The sequence below is a fragment of the Oceanobacillus senegalensis genome (genome assembly GCF_900176885.1).
Classification (GTDB): Bacteria; Bacillota; Bacilli; order Bacillales; family Amphibacillaceae; genus Oceanobacillus; species Oceanobacillus senegalensis.
Genome location: NZ_LT839648.1, coordinates 1,552,813 through 1,576,805, shown reverse-complemented (window position 1 = coordinate 1,576,805; position 23,993 = coordinate 1,552,813). Strand labels below are relative to the sequence as shown.

General features: G+C 36.9%; 26 protein-coding genes and 6 pseudogenes. 29 read left to right on the top strand and 3 right to left on the bottom strand.

All coding sequences use genetic code 11. The features are described 5' to 3' along the window. Positions 1–32: 32 nt before the first annotated feature. The 16 genes and pseudogenes from CAO17_RS07555 (at position 33) to CAO17_RS07485 (ending at position 14,098) form a co-directional block, all read left to right on the top strand. Positions 33–779 carry an SDR family NAD(P)-dependent oxidoreductase gene (locus CAO17_RS07555; RefSeq protein ID WP_085992227.1) on the top strand — a complete coding sequence of 249 codons (747 nt, stop codon included), beginning with the start codon at positions 33–35 and terminating at the stop codon, positions 777–779. A gap of 179 nt (positions 780–958) precedes the next feature. Beyond that, positions 959–1,051, top strand: coding sequence for a 3-hydroxyacyl-CoA dehydrogenase NAD-binding domain-containing protein (locus tag CAO17_RS22090; RefSeq protein WP_085992226.1), 93 nt, complete (start codon positions 959–961; stop codon positions 1,049–1,051). 73 nt (positions 1,052–1,124) lie between these two features. After that, positions 1,125–1,662: pseudogene (locus CAO17_RS20700) on the top strand (3-hydroxyacyl-CoA dehydrogenase family protein); the annotation flags it as partial. Next, positions 1,659–2,831 (top strand): acyl-CoA dehydrogenase family protein, encoded by a 1,173-nt coding sequence (locus tag CAO17_RS07540; RefSeq protein ID WP_085992225.1) that lies wholly within the window; start codon positions 1,659–1,661, stop codon positions 2,829–2,831. The pseudogene CAO17_RS20700 and the gene CAO17_RS07540, both read left to right, overlap by 4 nt. Continuing rightward, positions 2,821–3,600, top strand: coding sequence for an enoyl-CoA hydratase/isomerase family protein (locus CAO17_RS07535; RefSeq protein WP_085992224.1), 780 nt, complete (start codon positions 2,821–2,823; stop codon positions 3,598–3,600). Before CAO17_RS07540 ends, CAO17_RS07535 begins: the two co-directional genes overlap by 11 nt. Before the next feature lie 24 nt (positions 3,601–3,624). Further along, positions 3,625–4,368 carry an SDR family NAD(P)-dependent oxidoreductase gene (locus CAO17_RS07530; RefSeq protein ID WP_085992223.1) on the top strand — a complete coding sequence of 248 codons (744 nt, stop codon included), beginning with the start codon at positions 3,625–3,627 and terminating at the stop codon, positions 4,366–4,368. Positions 4,369–4,390: 22 nt separating this feature from the next. Beyond that, a pseudogene (locus CAO17_RS07525) lies at positions 4,391–5,588 on the top strand (thiolase family protein). 357 nt (positions 5,589–5,945) lie between these two features. After that, the gene (locus CAO17_RS07520; RefSeq protein ID WP_085992222.1) at positions 5,946–7,352 is read left to right on the top strand and encodes an amidase; all 1,407 of its coding nucleotides are present in this window, start codon (positions 5,946–5,948) and stop codon (positions 7,350–7,352) included. Positions 7,353–7,500: 148 nt separating this feature from the next. Continuing rightward, the gene (locus CAO17_RS07515) at positions 7,501–7,857 is read left to right on the top strand and encodes a hypothetical protein (protein WP_085992221.1); all 357 of its coding nucleotides are present in this window, start codon (positions 7,501–7,503) and stop codon (positions 7,855–7,857) included. A gap of 247 nt (positions 7,858–8,104) precedes the next feature. After that, positions 8,105–8,245, top strand: a complete 141-nt coding sequence (locus CAO17_RS21020; RefSeq protein ID WP_179151912.1) for a hypothetical protein — start codon at positions 8,105–8,107, stop codon at positions 8,243–8,245. A 314-nt stretch (positions 8,246–8,559) separates the two neighbouring features. Beyond that, positions 8,560–8,877: a hypothetical protein gene (locus CAO17_RS07510; protein WP_085992220.1), complete on the top strand. Its 318-nt coding sequence runs from the start codon at positions 8,560–8,562 to the stop codon at positions 8,875–8,877. 293 nt (positions 8,878–9,170) lie between these two features. Next, positions 9,171–9,614 carry a carboxymuconolactone decarboxylase family protein gene (locus CAO17_RS07505; RefSeq protein WP_085992219.1) on the top strand — a complete coding sequence of 148 codons (444 nt, stop codon included), beginning with the start codon at positions 9,171–9,173 and terminating at the stop codon, positions 9,612–9,614. A 916-nt stretch (positions 9,615–10,530) separates the two neighbouring features. Next, positions 10,531–11,055: a helix-turn-helix domain-containing protein gene (locus CAO17_RS07500; RefSeq protein WP_085992218.1), complete on the top strand. Its 525-nt coding sequence runs from the start codon at positions 10,531–10,533 to the stop codon at positions 11,053–11,055. A gap of 131 nt (positions 11,056–11,186) precedes the next feature. Beyond that, positions 11,187–12,353, top strand: coding sequence for a Gfo/Idh/MocA family protein (locus CAO17_RS07495; RefSeq protein ID WP_085992217.1), 1,167 nt, complete (start codon positions 11,187–11,189; stop codon positions 12,351–12,353). A gap of 345 nt (positions 12,354–12,698) precedes the next feature. Continuing rightward, the gene (locus CAO17_RS07490; RefSeq protein ID WP_085992216.1) at positions 12,699–13,274 is read left to right on the top strand and encodes a helix-turn-helix domain-containing protein; all 576 of its coding nucleotides are present in this window, start codon (positions 12,699–12,701) and stop codon (positions 13,272–13,274) included. After that, positions 13,175–14,098, top strand: a complete 924-nt coding sequence (locus tag CAO17_RS07485; protein WP_342744227.1) for an IS3 family transposase — start codon at positions 13,175–13,177, stop codon at positions 14,096–14,098. The genes CAO17_RS07490 and CAO17_RS07485 overlap by 100 nt, the downstream gene beginning before the upstream one ends. 45 nt (positions 14,099–14,143) lie before the next feature. Here the strand turns inward: CAO17_RS07485 and CAO17_RS07480 are convergent, their stop codons facing one another. Continuing rightward, entirely contained in the window at positions 14,144–14,923 is a 780-nt protein-coding gene (locus CAO17_RS07480; RefSeq protein ID WP_085992214.1) for an enoyl-CoA hydratase/isomerase family protein, read from the bottom strand. Positions 14,924–15,655: 732 nt separating this feature from the next. After that, the gene (locus CAO17_RS21015; protein ID WP_179151911.1) at positions 15,656–15,826 is read right to left on the bottom strand and encodes a hypothetical protein; all 171 of its coding nucleotides are present in this window, start codon (positions 15,824–15,826) and stop codon (positions 15,656–15,658) included. A gap of 145 nt (positions 15,827–15,971) precedes the next feature. On the opposite strand from CAO17_RS21015, the pseudogene CAO17_RS22085 reads away from it, so the two are divergent. After that, positions 15,972–16,187 (top strand): annotated as a pseudogene (locus tag CAO17_RS22085) (serine hydrolase); the annotation flags it as partial. A gap of 340 nt (positions 16,188–16,527) precedes the next feature. Then, entirely contained in the window at positions 16,528–16,890 is a 363-nt protein-coding gene (locus tag CAO17_RS07470) for a hypothetical protein (protein ID WP_085992212.1), read from the top strand. Positions 16,891–16,962: 72 nt separating this feature from the next. Here CAO17_RS07470 and CAO17_RS07465 read toward each other — a convergent pair whose 3' ends face one another. Next, positions 16,963–17,664, bottom strand: a complete 702-nt coding sequence (locus CAO17_RS07465) for a DUF2161 domain-containing phosphodiesterase (RefSeq protein WP_245831932.1) — start codon at positions 17,662–17,664, stop codon at positions 16,963–16,965. Positions 17,665–17,826: 162 nt separating this feature from the next. On the opposite strand from CAO17_RS07465, the pseudogene CAO17_RS22175 reads away from it, so the two are divergent. The 11 genes and pseudogenes from CAO17_RS22175 to CAO17_RS07420 all read left to right on the top strand — a co-directional run. Continuing rightward, positions 17,827–17,931, top strand: a pseudogene (locus tag CAO17_RS22175) (LURP-one-related family protein); the annotation flags it as partial. A gap of 35 nt (positions 17,932–17,966) precedes the next feature. Next, a complete protein-coding gene (locus tag CAO17_RS21350) occupies positions 17,967–18,110 on the top strand; it encodes a hypothetical protein (protein WP_218775542.1) in 144 nt (47 codons plus the stop codon). A gap of 150 nt (positions 18,111–18,260) precedes the next feature. Then, positions 18,261–19,289: an ABC transporter substrate-binding protein gene (locus CAO17_RS07460; protein WP_085992210.1), complete on the top strand. Its 1,029-nt coding sequence runs from the start codon at positions 18,261–18,263 to the stop codon at positions 19,287–19,289. Between the two features lie 73 nt (positions 19,290–19,362). Beyond that, on the top strand, positions 19,363–19,569 hold the full coding sequence (locus tag CAO17_RS21345) for a hypothetical protein (protein ID WP_085992209.1): 207 nt from the start codon (positions 19,363–19,365) through the stop codon (positions 19,567–19,569). Then, positions 19,548–19,625 (top strand): annotated as a pseudogene (locus CAO17_RS22080) (DnaB-like helicase C-terminal domain-containing protein); the annotation flags it as partial. The gene CAO17_RS21345 and the pseudogene CAO17_RS22080, both read left to right, overlap by 22 nt. 125 nt (positions 19,626–19,750) lie before the next feature. Beyond that, a pseudogene (locus tag CAO17_RS07445) lies at positions 19,751–19,925 on the top strand (DnaB-like helicase C-terminal domain-containing protein); the annotation flags it as partial. 365 nt (positions 19,926–20,290) lie between these two features. Then, positions 20,291–21,139, top strand: a complete 849-nt coding sequence (locus CAO17_RS07440) for a DUF4367 domain-containing protein (RefSeq protein ID WP_085992207.1) — start codon at positions 20,291–20,293, stop codon at positions 21,137–21,139. 58 nt (positions 21,140–21,197) lie between these two features. Further along, a complete protein-coding gene (locus CAO17_RS07435; RefSeq protein ID WP_245831796.1) occupies positions 21,198–22,133 on the top strand; it encodes an ABC transporter ATP-binding protein in 936 nt (311 codons plus the stop codon). Then, positions 22,117–22,983, top strand: a complete 867-nt coding sequence (locus CAO17_RS07430; protein WP_085992205.1) for an ABC transporter permease subunit — start codon at positions 22,117–22,119, stop codon at positions 22,981–22,983. The genes CAO17_RS07435 and CAO17_RS07430 overlap by 17 nt, the downstream gene beginning before the upstream one ends. Positions 22,984–23,288: 305 nt before the next feature. Further along, on the top strand, positions 23,289–23,780 hold the full coding sequence (locus CAO17_RS07425) for a DUF2975 domain-containing protein (RefSeq protein ID WP_085992204.1): 492 nt from the start codon (positions 23,289–23,291) through the stop codon (positions 23,778–23,780). 10 nt (positions 23,781–23,790) lie between these two features. Next, positions 23,791–23,993 (top strand): helix-turn-helix domain-containing protein (locus CAO17_RS07420; RefSeq protein ID WP_085992203.1); only part of this gene is annotated, 203 nt, incomplete at its 3' end.

The window sequence follows — 23,993 nt, the reverse complement described above, 5'->3', positions numbered from 1 at the left end:
TAAATGAAATTAATTGAATGGGAGAGATTTAAATGATAGAGAAAATTGCATTCATTACTGGAGCTGGAAGTGGGATTGGAAGGGAGATTGCAAGAGTACTAGTTTCAAAATCTATGAAAGTTATCGTTGCTGATATTAATTTAAACAATGCTGAAGAAACAGTGTCTATTTTAAGAGATGAAGGTGGAGAGGCAGCAGCTGTTTATTGTGATGTCACTACATTAGAAAGTGTCCAAGAAGCAGTAAAGGAATCGTTGTCCCTATATGGATCTATCGATGTATTAGTTAATAATGCTGGATGGGATAAGATTGAGCCATTCATAGAAAGCGAACCAAGTACTTGGAAGCGAGTAATCGATATTAACTTAATGGGGCAAATTCATACTACGAAAGAAATTTTACCGATTATGATGGAGAATGGTTCTGGAAAAGTCATTAATATTTCTTCAGATTCTGCAAGAGTTGGATCAAGTGGGGAGGCGGTATACTCTGCAGCCAAGGGAGGAATTATTGCTTTTACCAAGACAATTGCTCGTGAAATGGCTAAGCATAATATAAACGCAAATTGCGTGGCACCCGGACCAAGTGATACCCCGTTATTTGCTGAAATTGGATCGTATAACAAAGGAATAACGAAAGCTTTAGAAAAAGCAATCCCATTCAGACGTCTAGCAAAACCGACGGATATTGCTAATGCTGTTGGCTATTTTGCATCACCAGAGGCAGATTACGTAACAGGGCAGACATTATCAGTTAATGGCGGATTAACAATGGTTTAAAACAAATAGAGGCTGGGACGAAAGTATTTTCTTAAATCAAAACCCGCAGATAATTGGCGTATACGAACCGCTCCAGAAATATACTCCGCTAAGTAATGCGTTTTTCATATTTTGAGTAAATACTTTAGTTATGTCTCATCCTCTTCTAAAGAAAATATTTTAGTGGGAGGGGAAATAATATGGTCACTAATATTGCTGTTATAGGCAGTGGAACAATGGGGCGTGGGATTGCTTATCAATCAGTAATTTCTGGATTTAACGTAAATCTTTAGGATATTTCATAATATGCGATTGAGAGCGCCCAAGTTTATATGAACGACTTAGCAAGAGTCAGTTGTGAAAGAATCTATTATTTTGACTACTAATACCTCGACAATAAGCACAACCGAGATTGGTACAACTACTAAATACCCAAACGGATTCATTGCTATGCACTGTTTTAATCCAGTTCATCGGATGAAATTAATTGAAATTATCCGAGGAATGGATACGTCTGATGAGACTGTAGAAGTGATTAAATTTATTGCCGATAAAATGGAATGAGAAACGGTTGGGGGTTAATGAATTCCCTGGTTTTGTTACTAGTAGAATGAACTGTGTTATCGGGAACGAAGCGATGAATATGTTGATGGAAGGCGTGGCTTCACTAAAAGAAATTGATAAAGCTATGAAACTTGGATTAAATCATCCAATGGGCCCACTTGAAATGGTAGATCTAGTTGGCTTGGATACTAGATTATGTAATATGGAGTATTTGTATGCCCATTTAGGTGAAAGGTATCGCCCATCTCCATTACTTGTAAAGTATGTGAAATCAGGTAGATTAGGGAGAAAATCTGGACGCGGGTTTTATCATGATAAGAAAGAGGGGAATTTGAAATGAACTTTGAGTTATCGGAGGATATTCAATCACTAAAAGAAGGAATACGTGACTTTATTGATCATGAAGTGGAACCATATGCGATGGAAATAGAAGAAATGAACGAAATTCCAGAACGGATTATGGAAAAGACGAAGCAAATGGGGTTATTTGCGCTAAGTGTACCTGAAGAATATGGTGGACTTGGATTAAGTATGGTAGGGAAATGTGCAATTTTAGAAGAAATTGGAAGAACCCACAATGGTTATACGACTGTCATTGGTGGTCATACCGGTATTGGTGGAGTAGGTATTGTTGAATTGGGAACAGAAGAGCAAAAGAGCAAATACTTACCAGGCATGGCTTCGGGGGAAAGAATTGGTGCATTTGCTCTAACAGAACCGAGTGCGGGGTCACATGCCTCTAATTTAAAGACAACTGCTATTAAGAAAGGGGATAAATATATTCTTAATGGTAGTAAGCATTATATTACTAATGCCCCAATTGCGGATATATTCACTGTAATGGCAGTTACGGATCCAGAAAGAGGAGCACGGGGGATTACATCCTTTATTGTGGAAAAAGATACTCCTGGATTAGTTATTGGGAAGATTGAACAAAAGATGGGGCTGCATGGTTCACATTCATCAGAGGTTTTCTTTGAAGGTTGTGAAGTACCTGTGGATAATGTGCTGGGTATGGAAGGTGAAGGATATATTAATGCCTTAAAAATTCTAGCAAATGGAAGAGCAGGCATGGCTGCAAGGAATTTAGGATCAGCTGATAAATTACTAGAAATGTCCATCGATTATGCTCATAATCGAATTCAATTCGGAAAACCAATCATGGAACAACAGATTATTCAACATTATCTAGCAGAAATGGCTGTAGAGGTTGAAGCGCTTCGTTCCATGGTGTATCGAGTAGCTACCATGGTTGATCAGAATAAAAAGGTGATTAAAGAAGCGGCCATGGTAAAACTACTAGGCTCAGAGACTTATAATAGAGTAGCAGATAAAGCTGTTCAAATTCATGGGGGTATTGGATACATCTCTGAATATCCGATTGAGCGCTTTTATCGTGATGCTAGGATTACAAGAATTTATGAAGGTACCTCTGAAATTCAAAAGAATATTATCGCGTCGCAAATTCAAAAGGAGTATAAAAAAGGAGGAGTTTCGGTTGGACTTTAAAAATATTCTTTTAATCCAAGAAGAGAGTATTGCTACGGTTGTAATCAATCGTCCTTCGGTGCGTAATGCCATTAATGGGGAGACAGTTAAGGACTTACTATCTGCTATGGAAATATTAGAACAGAACGAACAAATTAGGGTCATCATTTTCACTGGTTCAGGTGAAAAAGCATTTGCAGCTGGTGCGGATATTAATCAACTGACGAAAAGAAAACCAATGGATGCTTTTGTCTCTGGCAGTATGACTGAATTATATCAACGTATTGAAAGTAGTAAAAAGGCAACGATTGCCGCAATCAATGGATATGCCTTAGGTGGAGGTTTAGAATTAGCGTTAGCTTGTGATATTCGTATTGCCTCAGAAAATGTCAAGTTAGGATTACCCGAGCTTAATCTTGGAGTCATTCCAGGTGCAGGAGGTACACAACGCCTTTCCAGAATCATAGGTAAGGGTGTTGCTTTGGATATGATTTTAACCGGTGAATTTTTACTGGCAGATGAAGCGAAAGAATTGGGACTAGTATCGAAAGTTGTAAGGCAAGAGGATCTCTTGGATGCAGCTAAGGATAAGGCTAGACGGATTACCCAAAAAGGACCATTGGCCATACAAATGGCAAAAATTGCAGTGCAGAAGGGAAATGACTTAGATACAGACACGGGCTTGTTGATTGAGACATTAGCGCAGGCAGTCTTATACGGAACAGAAGATAAGGTGGAAGGTACAGAGGCATTCTTAGAAAAACGAACAGCTGCTTTTGCAGGAAAATAAAAATCTTAAAGGGGGCATGCGGTAATGAAAATAAATTTAAAAAATAAGAATGTGCTCATTACCGGAGCAGCAAAAGGGGTTGGGCGCGAGCTTTCGCTTGCTATAGCTGAAAACGGAGCTAATGTTGCGTTACATTATCGTGAATCAGAGCAAGAAGCAATCCAATTAGTTAAAGAGATAGAAAGGCTAGGAGTTCATGCTACATCTGTTCAAGGGGATTTAGCCAATTATGATGAAGTGAAGTCAATGAAGGAGAAGCTCGGTGGGGACTTTGGTCACATTGATATGATCGTCAACAATGCTGGCTGGGCTCAGATGAAAGGATTTTTCGAATATGAACCGGAGGAGTGGAAGAGAGAAGTAGATGTGTGTTTTTATGGTGTATTAAATCTGGTTTATGAATTCGTACCTTCTATGAAAGATAATCATGGAAAGTTTATTAATATAGTTGGAGATTCCGCTAGAACTGGTGATAGGAACTTAATTGTGTCTGCAGCAGCTAGAAATGGGGCAATAAGTTTTCTGAAGTCTTTAGCCAAAGAAGTCGGAAGAAGCAATGTCCAGTGTAACACTATTTCGCTTGGACTGATTGACCAGGGCGAGTTCGATGAGTCAATTGTAAATAAAATAGTCAAACAATATCCTTCAAGACGGTTGGGCACCACAAGTGATGTAGTTGGTGCAGTATTGTTTATGTTATCTGATGAGGCTAATTGGATTACTGGTCAGGTTCTAAGTGTGAATGGGGGACATAGCATGATCGGATAAAAGAGATGAATGGAGGAAGATAATGGATAAGGTGGTAATAGTTGATGCAATTCGAACACCGATAGGTAAATATCGAGGTGCTTTAAAAGACGTACGCCCTGATGACCTTGCAGCTATTGTTATACTGGCGATTGTTAAGCGAAATGATTTTCCAGTGGAAGAACTCGAAGATGTCTATATAGGGTGCGCTAATCAGAGTGGGGAAGATAACAGGAATGGTTGCTAGAATGGCATCCCTAATAGCAGATTTACCACTGTCAGTCGGTGGAGTTACGGTAAATCGCTTGTGTGGTTCAAGTCTTGAAGCAGTGAATCAAGCGGCAAAAGCAATCATGTGTGGGGAAGGAGATATATTCATTGCCGGTGGAACAGAAAGTATGACAAGAGCTCCTTTCGTCACGGCAAAACAAACAAAATCTTTCCAGAGATCCATCGAAACATATGATACAACTATTGGGTGGAGATTTGTGAATAAGAGATTAGCAGATAAGCATTATCCATATTCCATGATTGAAACTGCAGATAATGTAGCGAAGAAGTATGACATATCCAGGGAAAGTAAAGATGAGTTCGCTTATAAGAGTCAACAAAAGGCGAATATAGCAATAGAAACTGGAAGCATGCAAGAAGAAATGGTTCCGGTTAAAATAAAAATCAAGGGAAAAACAAGCTTAGTAAAACAGGATGAACATCCACGCCCTAACACTTCATTAAAAAAATTACAGACCTTGAAAACGGTTTATGAAGGTGGAACCGTAACAGCAGGGAACGCTTCAGGAATTAATGATGGAGCTAGTGCTTTATTATTAATGACGGGAAATAAAGCAAAAGAATTGGGGCTATCCCCAATGGCTTATATTGAATCATTTGCTGTGGCAGGAGTAGATCCAGCCATCATGGGAATTGGGCCTGTACCAGCAACAAAGAAAGCTATTAAAAGAGCAAATATATCCATAGATAATATTGGGCTGGTTGAATTAAATGAGGCCTTTGCCGCGCAGTCTCTAGCTTGTATTAATGAGTTATCAATCGACATAGATAAAGTAAATGTCAATGGTGGATCGATTGCTTATGGGCATCCATTAGGTGCAAGTGGGGCCAGAATTCTAACTACTTTATTGTATGAAATGAAAAGAAGAAAAGTGGAGTATGGTCTAGCAACTATGTGTATTGGTGTTGGCCAAGGAATCGCTACAGTAGTGAGGAAATATGAAGGATAAAAATAAGATATTTTTTCGGTCATTGGTATTTCCTAATAAATAAAAGTAGTCTACAAAATGTAAAATCATAATTAACGCAAGTGGTAAACGAAGAGGTAGAAAGGAAACTAGTACTAGAAACAAATGTTGGCGCGGAATTGATAGAAGAAATATCGGCTTTGAAGAGCCTATAGGAATGGTGCCTATCCCCCAGTGTAGTAAAGCATTAATGCTTTAGAGAAGTGGGGGACTGACACCATTCTCAATCAATTAACTTTATACCTTTCTATAAAAATTGTATTTCTTGATTACTAGAATTCTCCATCTTACAATGAAAGTGTACAGAAAATTACAACGAGAGAAGGTGGAGGAGAGAAATTGGCAAACGAGCTTGTATCAAAATCAGTTGAGGAATTAGCACCACTTCTTAAAAGCAAAGAGATTTCTCCTGTTGAATTGACAGAAGCGGTACTTGATTGTGCGGAAGAAACGCAGGAAAAAACGAATGCGTACATATCCATTTATCGCAATGAGGCAATTGCATCTGCAAAGAAGGCAGAAGTAGAAATCGGAAATGGTAACTATCGTGGAATGTATCACGGAATCCCAATGGGAATGAAAGACAATATTTTCTTTAAAGATAAATTAACAACGATGGGCTCAAAAATACATAAAGACTATGTCCCTTCTTATGATGCTACGGTGGTACAAAAACTTCGGGATGCTGGAGTTATTTTTACAGGGAAATTGAATTTACATGAATATGCGCTGAGTATTACAAGCAATAACCCGTATTACGGTCCAGTCCGTAACCCATGGGATTTGGAGAAGACACCAGGTGGTTCTAGTGGTGGGTCAGGCGCAGCTGTTACAGTTGGTGCAAGTGCTGCATCTATTGGAACAGATACAGCCGGTTCTATCCGTATTCCAGCGGCTGCTTGTGGAATTGTTGGATTAAAACCTACTCGTGGGTTAGTTAGCACCCATGGAGTGTTCCCATTATCATGGACTCAGGATCATGTTGGCCCAATGACAAAAACGGTGAAAGATGCAGCTGGATTACTCGAAATCATCGCTGGTCACGATGAAAAAAATGCTGGCTCTGTTGAACGGAAGCCTGAAAACTATCTCAATCAAATTACGGGAGATGTGAAAGACTTAGTAATTGGTGTTAATGAAGAGTACTTCTTCAACAACATCGATTCCAATATTGAAAAGTCTGTTCGTGATACCATCCAAGTACTTGTTGATCTGGGTGCAGAGGTAGAAACGGTTAAAATACCTACGATGAAAGATGCTGACTGGGCAGGATTTACGTTCTCTGTTTCCGAAGCTTCTGCTGTTCATTATAATAGTATTATTGAAAGACCCGAAGACTTTGGGAAAGATATACGTGATTCCCTAGTTTCTGGATTTTTCCCATCTTCCAAGCAATATGCAGATGCTGCTAGAGTAAAAGAACAGTTGACAGAAGAATTCAATGACATATTCAAAAAAGTAGACGTGCTAATTTCACCGACATTACCAGTTATGCCGAATAAAATCGGGGATGAAATGGTTGATTTGAACGGTGAGCAGGTGCCATTACTACCGAACTTTATTCGCTTGACAAACCCATTAAATATGACTGGTACACCGACCCTATCCGTTCTTTGTGGATGGAATGGAAAGATGCCAGTAGGAATCCAAATTACGGGACCAGCATTTGCGGATGGACGTGTACTGAATACCGGTTATGCGATTGAAAAATTGAATCCACTTGGTGGCAAGCGACCTAATTTATAATGCTTCGTTAAATAACATCCGTTGCGTTTATCCTGACGGGTGTTTTTTGTTTGCGGCGGGTTGGGGGCTAATCCCAAAATCTGCAGTTCTCCATGATGTTTCAATTGGATAGGAAATTGGTTAGTATGATAATAAAGGGGGTTTTCACATGGGTTCGATTTCGGTACTAGGTGCAATCGTTCTCCTTACTGGGTGGTTTGCACTTATTGAATACGACCAATTTTCTGAATCTGAACGCACAAAGATTTTAGAACGTATTAAAGGAAGTCCAGTTGTTATCATTGTGATTGCTTTGATGCCTGTTGGGATCCTTATCAATATGTTAGGAACATTTATCGGCTCACTTTGGATGGTCATCATTGGGGCAACAATGATATTTGTACAAAGCATCATCGTTTCCCTATTGTTCTGGAGGCGAAAAAGGTGGAAAAGTATTGTACTGCTTATTACGATGATTTTACTAGGAATATTCCTCTACTTGCCCTTCTTCATTCACTCAAGCTGACGTTGTTTTATCATATTCAGGCAGCATAAATATTATGGCCATTCATGCTGTTGGAAGTATGGTGGACGGTTCTGCTTCTATTTTTGGGTGGGAGCATTAGAACCGTCCTTGTGTTTTATAACAGATGAACTTATTCTAAAGAGGTTATTTTAATTTTCCCTCAAAATAGTTATTGACAAACACATAGTACTGTTATATATTATAAATATAAAATAATCTCTGTTATATAACAAATAGGAGGGAAATAATGGAAAATATGTGTGTAGCAGCATACCGTGGTTACTTGTCTATTTGTGAAAGATATGGAATGAAGTCAGTTAGCTTTTATCATTTTATAGAACAATTAACAGAAGAACAAATTAACGAGTATAGTAAGTTGGCTATTTAAGAAAAGGACGTGTTGAAAACGGAATTTCCATTAGAATCAGAAGTCGAAGTCAAATAAAACCCTACTTGTTCATACAAGTGGGGTTTTTAGGTTAGTTACACATTTAAATGATGACAAAAAATCTTCCTATACTATATTAGTTCCCACGTTCTCAGTGCAGAAAAGTATTAACATGGAATGACATCATATTCGCTTATTTGTATAAAAGTGTTAAGCCTAGTTTAGCATTTACAGTCTTCCACGGACGGGCCATTTAATGGAATAATGGTATTATTCATAATCGTTATTTACTAAAATATCATGGGGGCATCCATATGGAAATTCAAAAAAGAAAAGTCCAAAAAATTTTCGGAAGCGTTACAAAGAAAAACAAATACATGAATCTGTTCTTCTTGTTGAAAACTTTAATGGAGATGTTTCATATAGTTTTGGGTACGGGGGTAAGAATAAAGATACACCGTTCTTACTTGCAAGCATCACAAAGCTGTAAATTATTTAATCATACTGTTTTTCATAAACTGAAAGTAAACAACAGGTTGAAGGTTTCTATGCTTCCAATTCGTTACGGTTCTGGATTTATGAGAATTCGACTAAATGGGCTTGCATACTTTTTATGGGAAAAGGTGAATTAATTGGCCATTCTGGTTCAACAGGTTCCTTTGCATTTTACTATCCCGAAAAGGACAAGTTTTTTATAGGAGATTTCAATCAAATGGAAAGCCCCGCGACCCCTGTACGGCTAGCGATGCGACTTGTCATGTCTATGAAATCTTGAAGATGAAAGTATCATCTATTAACGAGCGCATTTCCAGAAAATGAATTTGCACCTATTATGCATTAGACTACCAGTCCCCAACACCTGGAATGGTACATATGTTCTTGAGTGGTATAATGGTCATATACCAAATTAAAGGAGTCTTGCTTTATGAGTCAAAGGGTTTCTTATTATGAAATTGCCCCTGAAGGAATGGAAATGATGATGGGGATGGAAAAGTACACAAAAGGGACAGCGATCGAACGAAAACTTCGTGAGCTTATTAAAATTCGAGTTTCTCAAATTAATGGGTGTGCATTTTGTTTGAATATGCATACAAGTGATGCACGAAAAATGGGGGAAACCGAACAAAGAATTTACTGTGTTAGTGCCTGGGGCGAGTGTGAATTCTATACAGAAGCAGAAAAAGTAGCTTTAGAGTTAGCTGAGCATGTGACATTAATCCCGACAAAACGTGTTCCAGATGAGCTTTACCAACGAGTGCGAGAACATTATGACGAGAAACAATATGTTGACCTTGTTCTGATCATTAATCAAATTAATAGTTGGAATAGAATTTCTATTGCAATGGGGAATATAGCAACAGAAAAATAACAATTTAATAGTTATAATATGTTAGATTTGTAAAAAAATTATACGCTTGGCTGAGACAAGGTTCATTTCTTGACCCCTTTGAACCCGGTTAATACCAGCTGAGGGCAGTGAAGAACGCTGATTCTATCGTCGAAGAATAAAGGCTGTAAAAAACTGGCTAACAAAAGTGTATATCCTTTCCTCCTCCAAAGTCGGAAACGAAAAGGGGAGGAATTTTTTTGTGTTTTACAGAAGAATTTGAAAGAAGCAACCAAGCAAAGTTGGGAACTGAGCTTGAACCATTCGTTTGTTCAGGGTATCTTCAAACGAGGTTTAGTACTTGAGCTATTTAAAACATACATCTTTGATGGGAACAGGGTGGCTGATAGATAGAATGGTTGTTGAATAGACTAAATTCATTAGTCAATCCATGATAACTTGTCAAGGAATCTCTTCTATAGTTCCTATTCAATTGTTCCATATTATACTTAAGCATTTCCTAAAACTATTAAGTTACATAAAAAAAGTTCACAAATATGTCACAATTACTTGATTTTCTTCGTTAGATATAATAGAATATTATTAAAAGTCAGAAAGAGGCGATATAAATGAAAACGGTTTCAAATATCTTTGCAAAATGGGTAGTTTCTTATTTAGCAGTTATATTCACTATAATTCTTATGCCTGCCTTTTTGATAACGAAAGATGTATCGGCGTTTGAGAGTGTTATAAATTATTTGTTTAATAATAATTCTTGACCGTGATATGGTGGCTATCCCCCGGTGAAGTAAAAAAATTACGTATAAAGAAGCGGGGGACTGACACCGAAATCCACGTCAACTAAATCCCTCATGACTGTGGTGCCTGACCCCCAGTTAATATCTGTAGTGCACCCCAAAAGTTAGAGTGAAAAAACTAATTTTTGGGGTGTTCTATTATGGTCAAAAAATATAGTGATGATTTAAAGATAAAAGTAGTTAAAGATTATCAAAATGGATATTTAGGAATTAGAGATTTAGCTAAGAAGCATAATATAAAATCAAAATCCAGTGTAGGTAGATGGATACGAGTATATGAAGAATTTGGTGAAGATGGTTTAAAAAGTGTGAAGAAGAAACATACTTACTCTGTTCAATTTAAGCTAGATGTATTAAGATTTATAGAGAGAACAGGATATTCAGAGACGGAAACAGCCCTTCATTTCGGGATGAAAAATTCCACTATTATAGCTGACTGGAAGAAAGCCTTTCTTAAGGGGGGTGTTGATGTTTTTGAAACGAAAGGACTGCCATCTATGACTAATACATCTAAGAATAGAGAAAATAAACAAACAAAAAAGAAGCAAATAAATGAAAAAGAAATGACACGTGAACAATTGGAAAGAGAATACGAATTTCTTCGTTTGGAGGTAGAATACTTAAAAAAGTTGCGAGCTTTTCAGATAGATCCGGAGGGNTATTAGACCTGAAGAGCGTTTATGATTGAGAAGCTCATGAAATAGATGGAGGGTACCATTTTTAAACCCTTCCTTCTTAATCATTTCATTTGCAAGCGAATTAAATGGAATAATAAATAGAGTAAAGGAGAGGTTGCATGGCAACTGAAAAACAATTGAGTAAAAAGAAAATTGGTGTTGGCATTATTGGTGCAAGCCCATTAAACCCTGATAGTTGGGCAGTCAACGCACATATTCCAGCTATTAAAGCATTACCAGAAGAGTATGAACTACGGGCAGTAAGTACGAGCCGTCGTGAATCAGCAGAAGCAGCTGAAAAGGAATTTGGAGTGCCAGCTTTTGATCATTATAAGGATTTAGTAAATCATCCTGACGTGGATTTAGTTGTTGTAACAGTAAGGGTTCCTTACCATCATGAACTAATCTCTGCTGCTCTGGATGCGGGTAAAATGGTATTTTCTGAATGGCCACTTGGTAACGGTCTAGAAGAAGCAAAAGATCTTGCTAAACGCGCTGAGCTAGCTGGTGTTCGCACTGCTGTAGGCTTACAGGCACGTTTTCAACCAGCTATTCGTTACGTGCGTGATTTAATTGCAGATGGTTATATTGGTGAGGTGCAAGGATCCATTCTAGTTGGATCAGGCATGGCTTGGGGAAATGTTACCGATCGTAACCATGCCTATTTATTTGATGCAGCAAACGGAGCGACACTACTATCTATTCCAATTTTTCATGCCTTAGATGCTTTATCTTACATGCTCGGTGATTTTTCAAGTGTTTCAGCTAACCTAGTATCCAACCAATCAGAAGTTCTGTTAATGGAGGAAAATGAGAGTATTCCTGTTACTTCTCCAAATCATGCTTCTATTATAGGTACAGTGAATAGTGGTGCAGCTATCTCTGTATTTTACCGAGGTGGTAGCTCTCGTGGAGAGAATATGCGTTGGGAAATTAACGGTACTAAGGGGGACTTGATTTTAACTGCTCCAATTGGACAAGTTCAGTTAACAGATTTAAAACTGGAAGGTGGCCGCGGGGAAGATACCGTGGTCAGCGAAATGACTATTCCCTCTGTTTATTATGATTTAGCTCAAGATGGACCAGTTGATGGATCAAGTAATTCAGGGGAACTATATGAGCAAGGTGTATCAAATAATACGAGAAGACTATATGCGCAATTTGCAAAGGATATTCGTGAAGGTACGAACCATACGCCTGATTTTGCCCATGCTCTCGTTCGCCATCAACTTCTCGACGCAATTGAAACATCTTCACGTACAGGAACAGCACAGAAATTAAACTAAGTGGGACATAGGGTCAGGTTCCTCGTCCCATTTCCAACTATTTTAAGCCAAAGCCAAAGGTTCTCCTTTGGCTTTTTTGATTTGCTCACTTGTTCTAGATACGTTTGCGAATTCTTTTATTCAACAGCATGCGCTTCAAAAATAGAGCAACTTGTTTTTGGTAGATTCTAATGAAAGGAAGGATTAATCAATAAAAGAAGGAAAGGCACACTTTCTTCATTACCGAAAACTAAGCCTCTATGCTACCACAGAGCTTTTATCTATGAAGGGGAAAATTGCGGGACGAGGAACTGTAGTGCACCCCAAAAGTTAGAGTGAAAAAACTAATTTTTGGGGTGTTCTATTATGGTCAAAAAATATAGTGATGATTTAAAGATAAAAGTAGTTAAAGATTATCAAAATGGATATTTAGGAATTAGAGATTTAGCTAAGAAGCATAATATAAAATCAAAATCCAGTGTAGGTAGATGGATACGAGTATATGAAGAATTTGGTGAAGATGGTTTAAAAAGTGTGAAGAAGAAACATACTTACTCTGTTCAATTTAAGCTAGATGTATTAAGATTTATAGAGAGAACAGGATATTCAGAGACGGAAACAGCCCTTCATTTCGGGATGAAAAATTCCACTATTATAGCTGACTGGAAGAAAGCCTTTCTTAAGGGGGGTGTTGATGTTTTTGAAACGAAAGGACTGCCATCTATGACTAATACATCTAAGAATAGAGAAAATAAACAAACAAAAAAGAAGCAAATAAATGAAAAAGAAATGACACGTGAACAATTGGAAAGAGAATACGAATTTCTTCGTTTGGAGGTAGAATACTTAAAAAAGTTGCGAGCTTTTCAGATAGATCCGGAGGGATATCTAGAAAAGCACAAGCAGCACTATCATTCGAACTCAAAGAAGAATTCAAATTAAAAGATGTCTTACAAATAGTTGGCATCCCTGAGTCTTCATATCATTATCATATTAAAATAATGATGAAGGAAAATCGAGATCAGGACTTAGAGAGGCTCATTCAATCCATTTTCAATGAACATAACGGTAATTATGGTTACCGTCGTATTCACCTTGAATTAAGAAACCGTGGACATAAAGTGAATCATAAGAAGGTTCAACGTATCATGAAGAAACTAGGACTTAAAGGCAAGAAATTCTGGACAAAAACACGTAAATATCGTTCCTATAAAGGTACCATTGGGAAGGTTGCCAAAAACCGCATCAATCGTCGATTTTACACCAATGTGCCACTTCAAAAACTAACGACAGATATTACTGAATTTAAATGTACCGACGGAAAATTATATTTAAATCCGATTATGGATATGTTTAATGGCGAAATTATTTCATTTGGAATAAACAGGCGCCCGAATTTAGAACTAGTGATGAAACCTCTCAATGAAACGTTAGAAATCGTTAAAGAATCAAAATACAGAACAACTATTCATTCTGATCAAGGGTGGCACTATCAACATAGAAAATGGGTAGAAACACTGAAAGTGAATAAGATTTTTCAAAGTATGTCTAGAAAAGGAAACTGCTTAGATAATTCGCCGATGGAAAACTTTTTCGGTTTACTCAAACAAGAGATGTATCATGGAGAAGCATTGTGTTCTTTTAAGGAATTAAAAAACAAGATTGAGAAACATATAGTTTACTATAATAATAAACGTATCAAGCAAAAATTAGCTGGTATGAGTCCAGTTCAATACCGCAATCACACCAGCCAATTATCTGCTTAATATAAAACTTTAACTTTTGGGGGTCACCTCAATCCTGTGTCCCAATTACCTGCCTTTAAAGCTAGGTTGTCTGTTTTCTAAGCGGGCTGTTATTCCTTCTTGTGCGTCTTCTGTTGCGAAAGCACCGTCATAGCTCGTTGCTTCAATGGTCAAAGCTGATTCAAGGTCAACATTGGCACCGGTATTGACTGCCAATTTCAACATACGCATCGCTACAGGGGCTTTTTTAGCTAGTCTTTCTGCCCATTCAATCGATGTTGGTAAAAGGTCACTCGATTCCACCACTTTGTTCACAATTTGCAGCTCGTACGCTCGTTCGGCATCAATTGGTTCCCCAAAGTATAATAACTCTTTCGCAGTTCCTTGTCCTACAACTTTTTGAATTCGTTGCGTTCCGCCGCCCCCGGGGATGACACCTAAATTGATTTCCGGAAAAGAAAGTTGTGCATCATGGGATGCAATCCGTAAGTCACAGCTTAAGGCAAGTTCAAAGCCACCACCGCGTGCTTCCCCATTAATGCATGCGATAACCGGTTTATTCAAGTTTTCAATCTTTGAAAAAGCTTCTCTCGTTACCTGGGTCAAATCCATCATTCCAACCGTACTTAGGTTTTCCATTTCACCAATATCCGCACCCGCAACAAATGCATCTTCGCCATCTCCAGTGATAATAATGGCGTTGATATTTTTATCTGTTTCCAGATACCCCATTAATTCAGTTATTTCCTGATACACTTGTGTGTTTAATTGATTACCAGGCAAATTGCTAATCGTCACAACTGCTACATGATTTTCTCTTTCGTAACGTAAATATTTATAAGACATCTAATACCCTCCTCCGGTACAAGGTGACAGTGCGTGCACCTGTCCCTATACCTTACTAATTTATAAAATTCTACAAAGAAGTCAAAAATCCTTTAGCAATCGTTTGACAAATATCGACGAGTAGACGCAAAAAATAGATGGAACCCGTCCGAGACCATTGAAAGAGTCCTTTTAGAAGACACTGTACATCCATAAAGGTCATCATTGACTTTAAAAAATGTTCGTTGTATGTAGTTCCTCATTTTGTAATACGTGCACGTTACTAATCTCTTTATCCGTTATAATACCACCAAATTAGTTGTATTCTTCGTAACCAATATAACCCATAGTGATAAGTTAACCAGATGGAAACCTATCCACTTGTAGCATCGGCGAAACCAAATTTCAAAGTACACCTAACGATTCCTTTCTTAGAACCAATAATTATGCGTTGTTACATTGTTAGGCTTTTATTTACCCATTTTATGAAGGAACGTGCGAAATTGATTAGGATAAAGATACTTATAAACGTGCACGTGTAAAACCATGCCCATGCATGGTATTCAATGACATCAGTGTGCGTATCTAACAAAACTTCCATTAAGGATAGAGCAGAAGTATATAATAAGCCTTGCAGGATGATTCCGGTATATGTCGAGTGATAGTTGTTTTATAAAATTAGAGGAAAAGGACTGGTAATGTAATGTGAGCATTTCAAACTGCAAGCTGGATTCAAAATGTTTTTCAAGAATTTTAACAGGGTAGGATAGCATTTTTTTCTACAACAACTGTACCAGCGATTACCAAGATATAACTAGTAAACAAAAAAATAAGCAGCCAATCTTTAAACGGTAACTTTAGCAAGATAAAAAACAGCATTGCAGCCGCGACGATAAATGCTCCCCATAAATTTATTTTTTCCATGAGTAGCTCCTTCATCCTTAATGATCATGATATGGTCTCTGCTAATAGGAGATAAAACAAATTCTTATAAAGCTCAGTAACTATTCTCCGTATAAAATGATAGGCTCTTTTCGTATATCTTGTTTTTTTAGTATGCAATTTAAAAATGATGCTAAGTAATTGGTCAAAGCTGTTCACAACCACTTGTATTTTTATTTTGAGAGAGCAGGGAAAACTGTCATTAGGTGATGAACTAACAAAATATTTAAAAAAGGACACATTAAGGAACCTTCATGTTTACAAAGGTCGTGAGCATTCTAATAGACTTACCATCTCGAACTTATTGTTTCATACTAGTGGATTGAGGGATGTGATTGAGGAGGGGAGCAGCAAGGTGAAAAAAAGCGCTCTTTATAAAGATGCGCAAATTGGTTTTGATGAAACCATCATAAAGACAAAGGAAATCAAACCACACTTTGCATCGGGTATGGGGAAAAGAGCTATTACATAGATATAGACTTTGAAATTCCCGGAAAAATAATTGAAATAGTTACTAATTCAACATTGGAAGAAGTTTATAGACAATTAATTTTTAATCCTTAAGGAGTACCTATCTTCCGGTAGATGAGGAAGATTTTATCCCGTATATTTATTACAAGAACACTGCCTTTTACCGTCTAAAATTACTTATGAGCATTCGCGCAAGTGGCGGTTAAGTTTCTATGGCTCGTGAATTAATGGTATTTACGAAGGCTTTCTTTAAAGAAAAATTATTTAATCATACTGTTTTTCATAAACTGAAAGTAAACAACAGGTTGAAGGTTTCTATGCTTCCAATTCATTACGGTTCTGGATTTATGAGAATTCCACTAAATGGGCTTGCAACACTTTTTATGGGAAAAGGTAAATTAATTGGTCATTCTGGTTCAACAGGTTCCTTTGCCTTTTACAATCCCGAAAAGGGCATGTTTTTTTATTGGAGATGTCAATCAAATAGAAACCCCCGCGACTCCTGTAAGGCTAGCGATGCGACTTGCTATGTCTATGAAATCTTGAAGATGAAAGTATCATCTATAAACGAATGAATCAAACTCGTTAATTTACGGACAGTAGTTTTATTTTGCTATTACCACAGCTGTGGTAATTGAATATAAAAGCTATTGACGATAATACTCCACCAACTCCGGGTATTGCTTCAATTCTTTCTTTCCTTTTTCACTAATCACATAGATTCCTCGTTTAACGCGAGTAAACCAGCCGTAATAGTTTTTACTTAATATCGATTGTGTTTTCTTACCTGTCCCCATTTGCACTAATTGCTTAGGAGATAGTTCCCCATGTTCATCTAGATAACAAGCGATTTGGATGCAGTTTTCACGATATGCTGTCATAATCTGTTTTCTGTTCGACCCACCAATATTATAATCCGCACTTCGACCATTAATCTCTTTCATGATTGCTTGCCTGCGATATTTGGCTTTCCCCATACTGATTGGACGCTGAAAAGGGGTTGGCTCAATGACAATTTCCACTCGTCTTTGCTTTTCGGTAAAGGAAACAAGAATCAAACCTAACTCTAATCTTCGTAATAGATGGCACGTATCACGCCACTTTCTTGAGCGAGGGTTGTGCTTTTTCGGCTTCGGGATGGCAACATACACATGCTCGGACAATCGTTGTCGTTTGGTTGCTTGAATGAGTAGGTCGACCGTTAAGTTTAATTTTAATTCCACAATAATGAGCAAGTCATCTTTAATTACAGCAATATCACAATCTTTAACCTCTCCGTAAACTTCATATCCTTTGCGTTTAAAATACTTATTAATTGGTTCATACAAATCGACTTCTTTCCTTTTCACTTTTTCCAATGCTAGCACCGTCCAGTTTGAAATACTAGATTTTATTCTATCATAACTAAGGATATTTAATAGTACTAGGTGTGGAGGCGTGCCACTACTTATCAAAAAGAAACATTTTAACTTCGATTCGTATTATAGATAAGAGTAAAAGGAGGTAAAGGGTTGAAAAAACTATTTATCAAACAAAAAGTCTTTAGTTTAGGGGAGAAATTCACCGTGAGGGATCATGAAGAGAATGATGCTTATTATGTAGAGGGGAGTTTTATCGCAGGTTAAGGGGCAGTAACACCCCCACCTCAAAAATGGAGGAAAAACCAATCGGAGGGCCTTGTGTCATATTAGGGAAAATGATTCCGTTGGCAGGGGGAATCATTGGAGGAACTTTTGATGGCATTTCAACAAATGTGATAAGAGGGGTTGCAAAAAATTATTTATTGGAAAAATAGGACACAGGGACAGGTGAACTGTCCGTAATTTTGTTAATACTCGGAAGATGAACCTACCATATGTTTCATGTCTACATGTCCCAATTGGATTCGTTTTACATAAACTTATGGATTATAGATGTTACACTTTCTATAGAAAGGAGGGAGAAGATGGTAAAAAAATGGAGATATATTTGGTCCTTTATGTTTGTTCTTTTAATTGGATTGGGGATATATAGCGATGTTTCAGAAGACGGGAAAAAGGCCGCTGAAAAACAAGTGATTTCCATCGCTGATGGGGGATGGGATAGTATGCAAGTACATAATTTTATTGCAGCATTCATTATTGAAAATGGCTATGATTATCCTGTTGATTTTGTAAATGGTTCTTCTATTGCAACATTTACAGGGCTTACGAAAGGTGAAATCGATGTTTATATGGAACTTTGGTACAACAACATGGAGGAACCGTACTTGGAGGCAAAAGCTGCTGGTGATGTGGTCGAACTTTCGACGAATCTTGTGACCGATGACCAAGGATTCTTTGTTCCAACATATGTTATTGAAGGTGATCCTGAAAAGGGAATTGAACCAATGGCACCTGATTTAAAAACGGTGGAGGATTTGAAAAAGTATCCAGAGCTATTTAAAGATCCCTCAGATCCATCGAAAGGCGTGATTATTGGTGCGCCCTCTGGAACAGTTATCCATGATGTTTTAGAGGAGAAAGTTAATACATATGGTCTTAATGAGTATTATAATTATTTTACACCTGGCTCTGCGGGAGCAGTCTCTGCATCGATAGAGAAAGCATTTATGAATAATGAAGCATGGGTTGGTTATCAATGGTCTCCAACATGGACAATGACTAAGTATGATATGACTCGACTTGAAGAACCCGCGTATAATGAGGAGATTTTTAATAAAAACTTTGGTACTGCATTCCCTGAAAATCCAGCTTATATTGTAGCGAATGCAGAATTTACAAAGCGGGCACCAGAAGTTACAGAATTTCTAAGTAACTATCAAACTTCTAATGTTTTAACAGGAGAAGCATTACTTTATATGCAGGAAAATGAGGCAACGCCAGAGGAAGCGGCTTTATGGTTCTTAGAAAATTATGAAAAAGTGTGGACAGAATGGCTTCCAGAAGACATTGCTGAAAAAGTAAAATCTGCATTATCAGGAGTGACCTTGTAAGCAAGTATACATTAACTATTGTCATTGCGAGTATGGTTATGACTATCATTATTGGGTTCCCCTTGCAATTATCATGGTTTCTAGTAATCGGTTTGAAACATTAATTAAACCATTGCTTGATGCGATGCAAACAATGCCTTCTTTTGGTTATCTTATTCCAGGTAAAAAGGAAACGTTGTTTAATTCCTATAGGATGCGAAAAAGCCGGGAATTTGTAAGGTCTTATTTGGAAGCGCCGAGTGAGGATGCCATGGAGGAGGCCTACAAAGGGGAGAACTGATTATTGTGGTGGCAAGACCATCCGTTGGGAAAACGGCTTTTGCCTTAAATCTTGCTACAGATTATTGAAAAAATAAGGAATCATAGCTCGTGCTTAACTTGGAAATGGGGACAAAGTAATTCGTGGAACGCATGATTTCTGCTGAAGGTATGATTGATCCTTTCTCAGCTGTCCCTGTCGCGAATCGAGACGGGACAAACGCTCGCTTATGTCTAATCTTAGAGAATCTGGAAACATCGAACAAGATGTAGTCATCATCGCCTTTCTCCATCGGGATGAGGATGACTATTATAATAGAAAGATAGAAAGCCCGACGATGACAGAGGGTATTGATTTCCAAGCATCGAAATGGACCGACGACTTAGAAAGAAGGACATAGGGACAGGTGTAATGTCTGCAATTTTGTTAATACTCGGACGATGAACCTGTCCCTATGTCCTGCAATTTACAAACAGAATAGGTAAATCTTAAAGCATTTCTTTATTGGGAATGCTTTTTTTTATTAAAAAAACCAAAAAATCAAACAATAAAAATACTGTGTAATTCAATATTTTATTATTGAGTTACGATAAATATTTTGTTACCATCAATTCATAGGAAAAGTGAGGTGGATTATTTTTTTATGTAAAAAATATTGAAGATGTGACTTGTTATAGCAATCTGACATGATATTTTTTTAAAAATGACAAAATATCTTAAAGTTAGAAAAGGATGATGTATCTTGAATAGAACAACAAAACAATTATTAACTTCAAGTATTGTAGCAACAGCTATTTTTAGCTCATTAGCAATCCCTCAAGTTCAGGTGAAGGCGAATCAATTTCTATCATTATTTCGAGTTGACCAAGTTGAAATGGTTAAGTTGACACAAAATGATTTAAGGGAAATTGAGAATTGGGTTAGTGAAAATAAAGAAGGAACTCTTGATTTAAAGGGGATTGGAGAGTTGGAAATATCTGATACATCTGAAGAGCCGAAGTACTTTGAAACATATGAATTAGCTAAGGAATCTGGGTATCATATACCGAAGTTAGAAGGATTTGTCGTTGAAGGAGTAAAAGTGACCCCAGCATCAACCATAACGTTTACTCTAAATGTAGAAAATACGAATCAAATCTTATCTCAATTAGGTTCTAACTATCAATTTGAGGCATTGTTAGATGGAAAACCATTTACCGTATCAACATATGAAGCCATTAAAACAGATTATAAGATGAAAGACCAACGCATCTCTTATATGCGTACAAAATCTCCAGAAATTAAAGTTCCAGAGGGAGTGTCTATTGGAGAGTTAAGAAATACGTTACTATCTCTACCATTTTTACCGAACAATGTAAAAGAGCAGCTTGCTGGTATTCATAACTTTGAAACAACAATGCCAATTCCTTTTGTGGAAACAGAAGAATATACGGCCTCGAAAGTTGATGTAGGCAATTCTAAAGGAGTTTTAGTTGAAAGTGAACAGAAATCTGCAATTATATGGCAGGAAAATGGCAATATCCATACAATCGTTTCTGAAGGTGAAATTGGTGCGGATGAATTACCACAATTAGTTAAACAAATGAATTGAATAGCAAGTTCAGAGCATATCGCGCTCTGAACCTATGAAATATATCGGAGGAAAGATGATGAACGTTATTCAGACAAAATCTTTAACAAAAACATACAACGGAAAAGGTGGTATTAAAGATGTGACATTATCGGTAGGTGAGGGAATTGTGTATGGTTTTTTAGGACCTAATGGCTCTGGAAAAAGCACATTCGTACGCACGCTTCTTGGATTAATCCAACCTACAAGTGGAGAAGGTTTTATACTCGGAGAGCCGATTGGGTCACCGAAGTCACTGGAAAATGTGGGTTATCTACCTGAGTTATTTCGTTATCCAGATTGGTTAACTGGGAAACAATTGTTAAAAACCCATGCTGAGTTATGTAAGATACCAATCAGACAACGAAATATTCGAATTGAAGAAGTGATAGAACTAGTAGGGATGACAGGAAGAGAAAATGGCCGTATTAGTGGATTTTCTAAGGGAATGTCCCAACGGATCGGTCTTGCTTGTGCAATTTTAAATGATCCAAAGGTAGTTTTTCTTGATGAACCGACTTCTGCACTTGATCCAATCGGACGCAAAGATGTGCGAAATCTCATGGCATATCTCAAAGATCGGGGAAAAACAATTTTTTTAAATAGTCATTTGTTATATGAAGTAGAGTCCGTTTGTGATTATGTTTCGATTGTTCACCAAGGAGAAATGATTGTACAAGGACCTTGGCGAGAACTAATGATAACCGATGCACAAGTTGAAATTGTAACAGAAGGGCCTATCGATGTGCCTCTTCCTTCATATGTAACACATTATCAAAAAGTAAATGAGGAAAAATCACGTATGAGCTGGGTTATCCAACTAGAGGACGAAACCAATATACCAAGACTTATCGATTATCTTTCCTCAAATCAGGTCGCAATCTATAAAGTAAAACCAATCAAACCATATTTAGAAGATGTCTTTTTACATTGGGTAAACCGGAAAAGGGAGAGCAATTATGTGGACAATCAGTAAGCTAACCTTTAAAGAAATTATTTCGAAGCGGATATTTTTAATTACTATTATTATGACAGTGATTTTTCTAGCGCTTTATGGAACAGCTATTTATTTTGCTGGAAAGGATACCCCGGGTGGTGGATCGGTTCAAGGTACAGAACACATTATATTACAAAAGTTTGTTGCCTCACAATTTTTAGGAATTGGATTATACTTTTCATCTTTTATTGTTGCTTTACTTGCGATATTGTCAAGTGTTAGTGCAATATCAGGTGAAATATCTAATCATCAAATTGATACATGGTTAATGCGCCCAATTTCTAGAACCCAATACGTGTTAGGAAAGTTTATAGGATTAGCTTTTTTATTGATGGCTTATACAGTCTTCCTTTTTTTAAGTATTATTCTACTCCACAAATCGTTTGGATCGGAATGGATGTCGCTAGATATTAAACCGATACAGCTATTCAAGGCAGTAAGTGTATTTGTTATTCAGCCCTTTGTTCTGATATCGTTCGGGTTGTTATTAAGTACAAGAATGACAACTTTAAATGCAGGAATTATTTCGATCATTATATATGGATCGGCGTTTATTGGAGGCTTTATTGAACAATTTGGAGTAATAGCAGAAAAAGCAAGTCTAGTAAATATCGGGATTATCATGAGTCTTGTCTTTCCAATAGACTCGATATATCGAAAGATGACAATTTTATTATTTGATTCATCAGACAATCCATTGTCACTAGCTCAAGGCGGAATGTTCACTAGTATTTCTTCTCCTAGTAATATGATGGTTTGGTATGCGTTGTTTTATGGATTAATTATCCTACTCATTGCAATATATAGTTTTAAAAAACGTGATGTGTAAAAGTAATTATTAAAGTGTTAACAATTTTTATAAAACTACATCTCCACAAAAAGCTATTAGATTATAGGATTCATAATTGGAGTCTTCCGCCTATATATGAATTCAGATATGATTCTATTGTTCTTAGTGTTTTCTTTACTATACAGAACAGATTTTTTCCTATTTCGTTGTATGTTTTTTCTATATAAGGCAGAATCAAGTTTATTAATAATTTGAAATAATTAAGTTTGTTAAAAGTTGATATTTTTTTACAGAAAATATCCGATTTATAATTGATATGAAAATATTAAAGTGAGGTGCTTTTTATGAAACAAGTTTCAACATTATTTTTAAAAATAACTGTGATCATTATGGGAATTCCGGTTCTTGCTTTATGTATATTTGGATTACCACAGCTAGTAAAGGTAGCATTTAGCCATACAGCAAATGGTGATACGCTAGGTTATATTGTACTTAGTATTTTAATTGTTATGTATATAGCTACGATACCGTTCTATATGGCATTGTATCAAACGTTAAAATTATTAAATTATATTGAAAAGGATCAAGCCTTTTCTCAAATTTCGGTAATAGCTTTAAAAAAGATAAAAAACGGTGCCAAAATAATCAGTGGCTTATATGTTGTCATACTACCATTGGTGTATATTGTAGCGGAGTGGGATGACGCACCGGGTCTTCTATTAATTGGAATGATAATTATTGGTACGTCATTTGCTGTTGCAGTCTTTGCTTCTGTTCTACAAAGACTCTTGCAAAAAGCTATTGATATAAAAGAAGAAAATGATTTAACGGTCTGAGGTGAAAACAATGGCGATAATCATAAATATCGATGTGATGTTGGCGAAAAGAAAAATGAGTGTTACGGAATTATCAGAGAAGGTTGGAATTACAATGGCCAATATTTCAATATTGAAAAATGGAAAGGCAAAAGCAATAAGACTTTCAACTCTAGATGGGATCTGTAAAGCATTAGATTGCCAACCGGGAGATATTTTAGAATATAAAAGTGA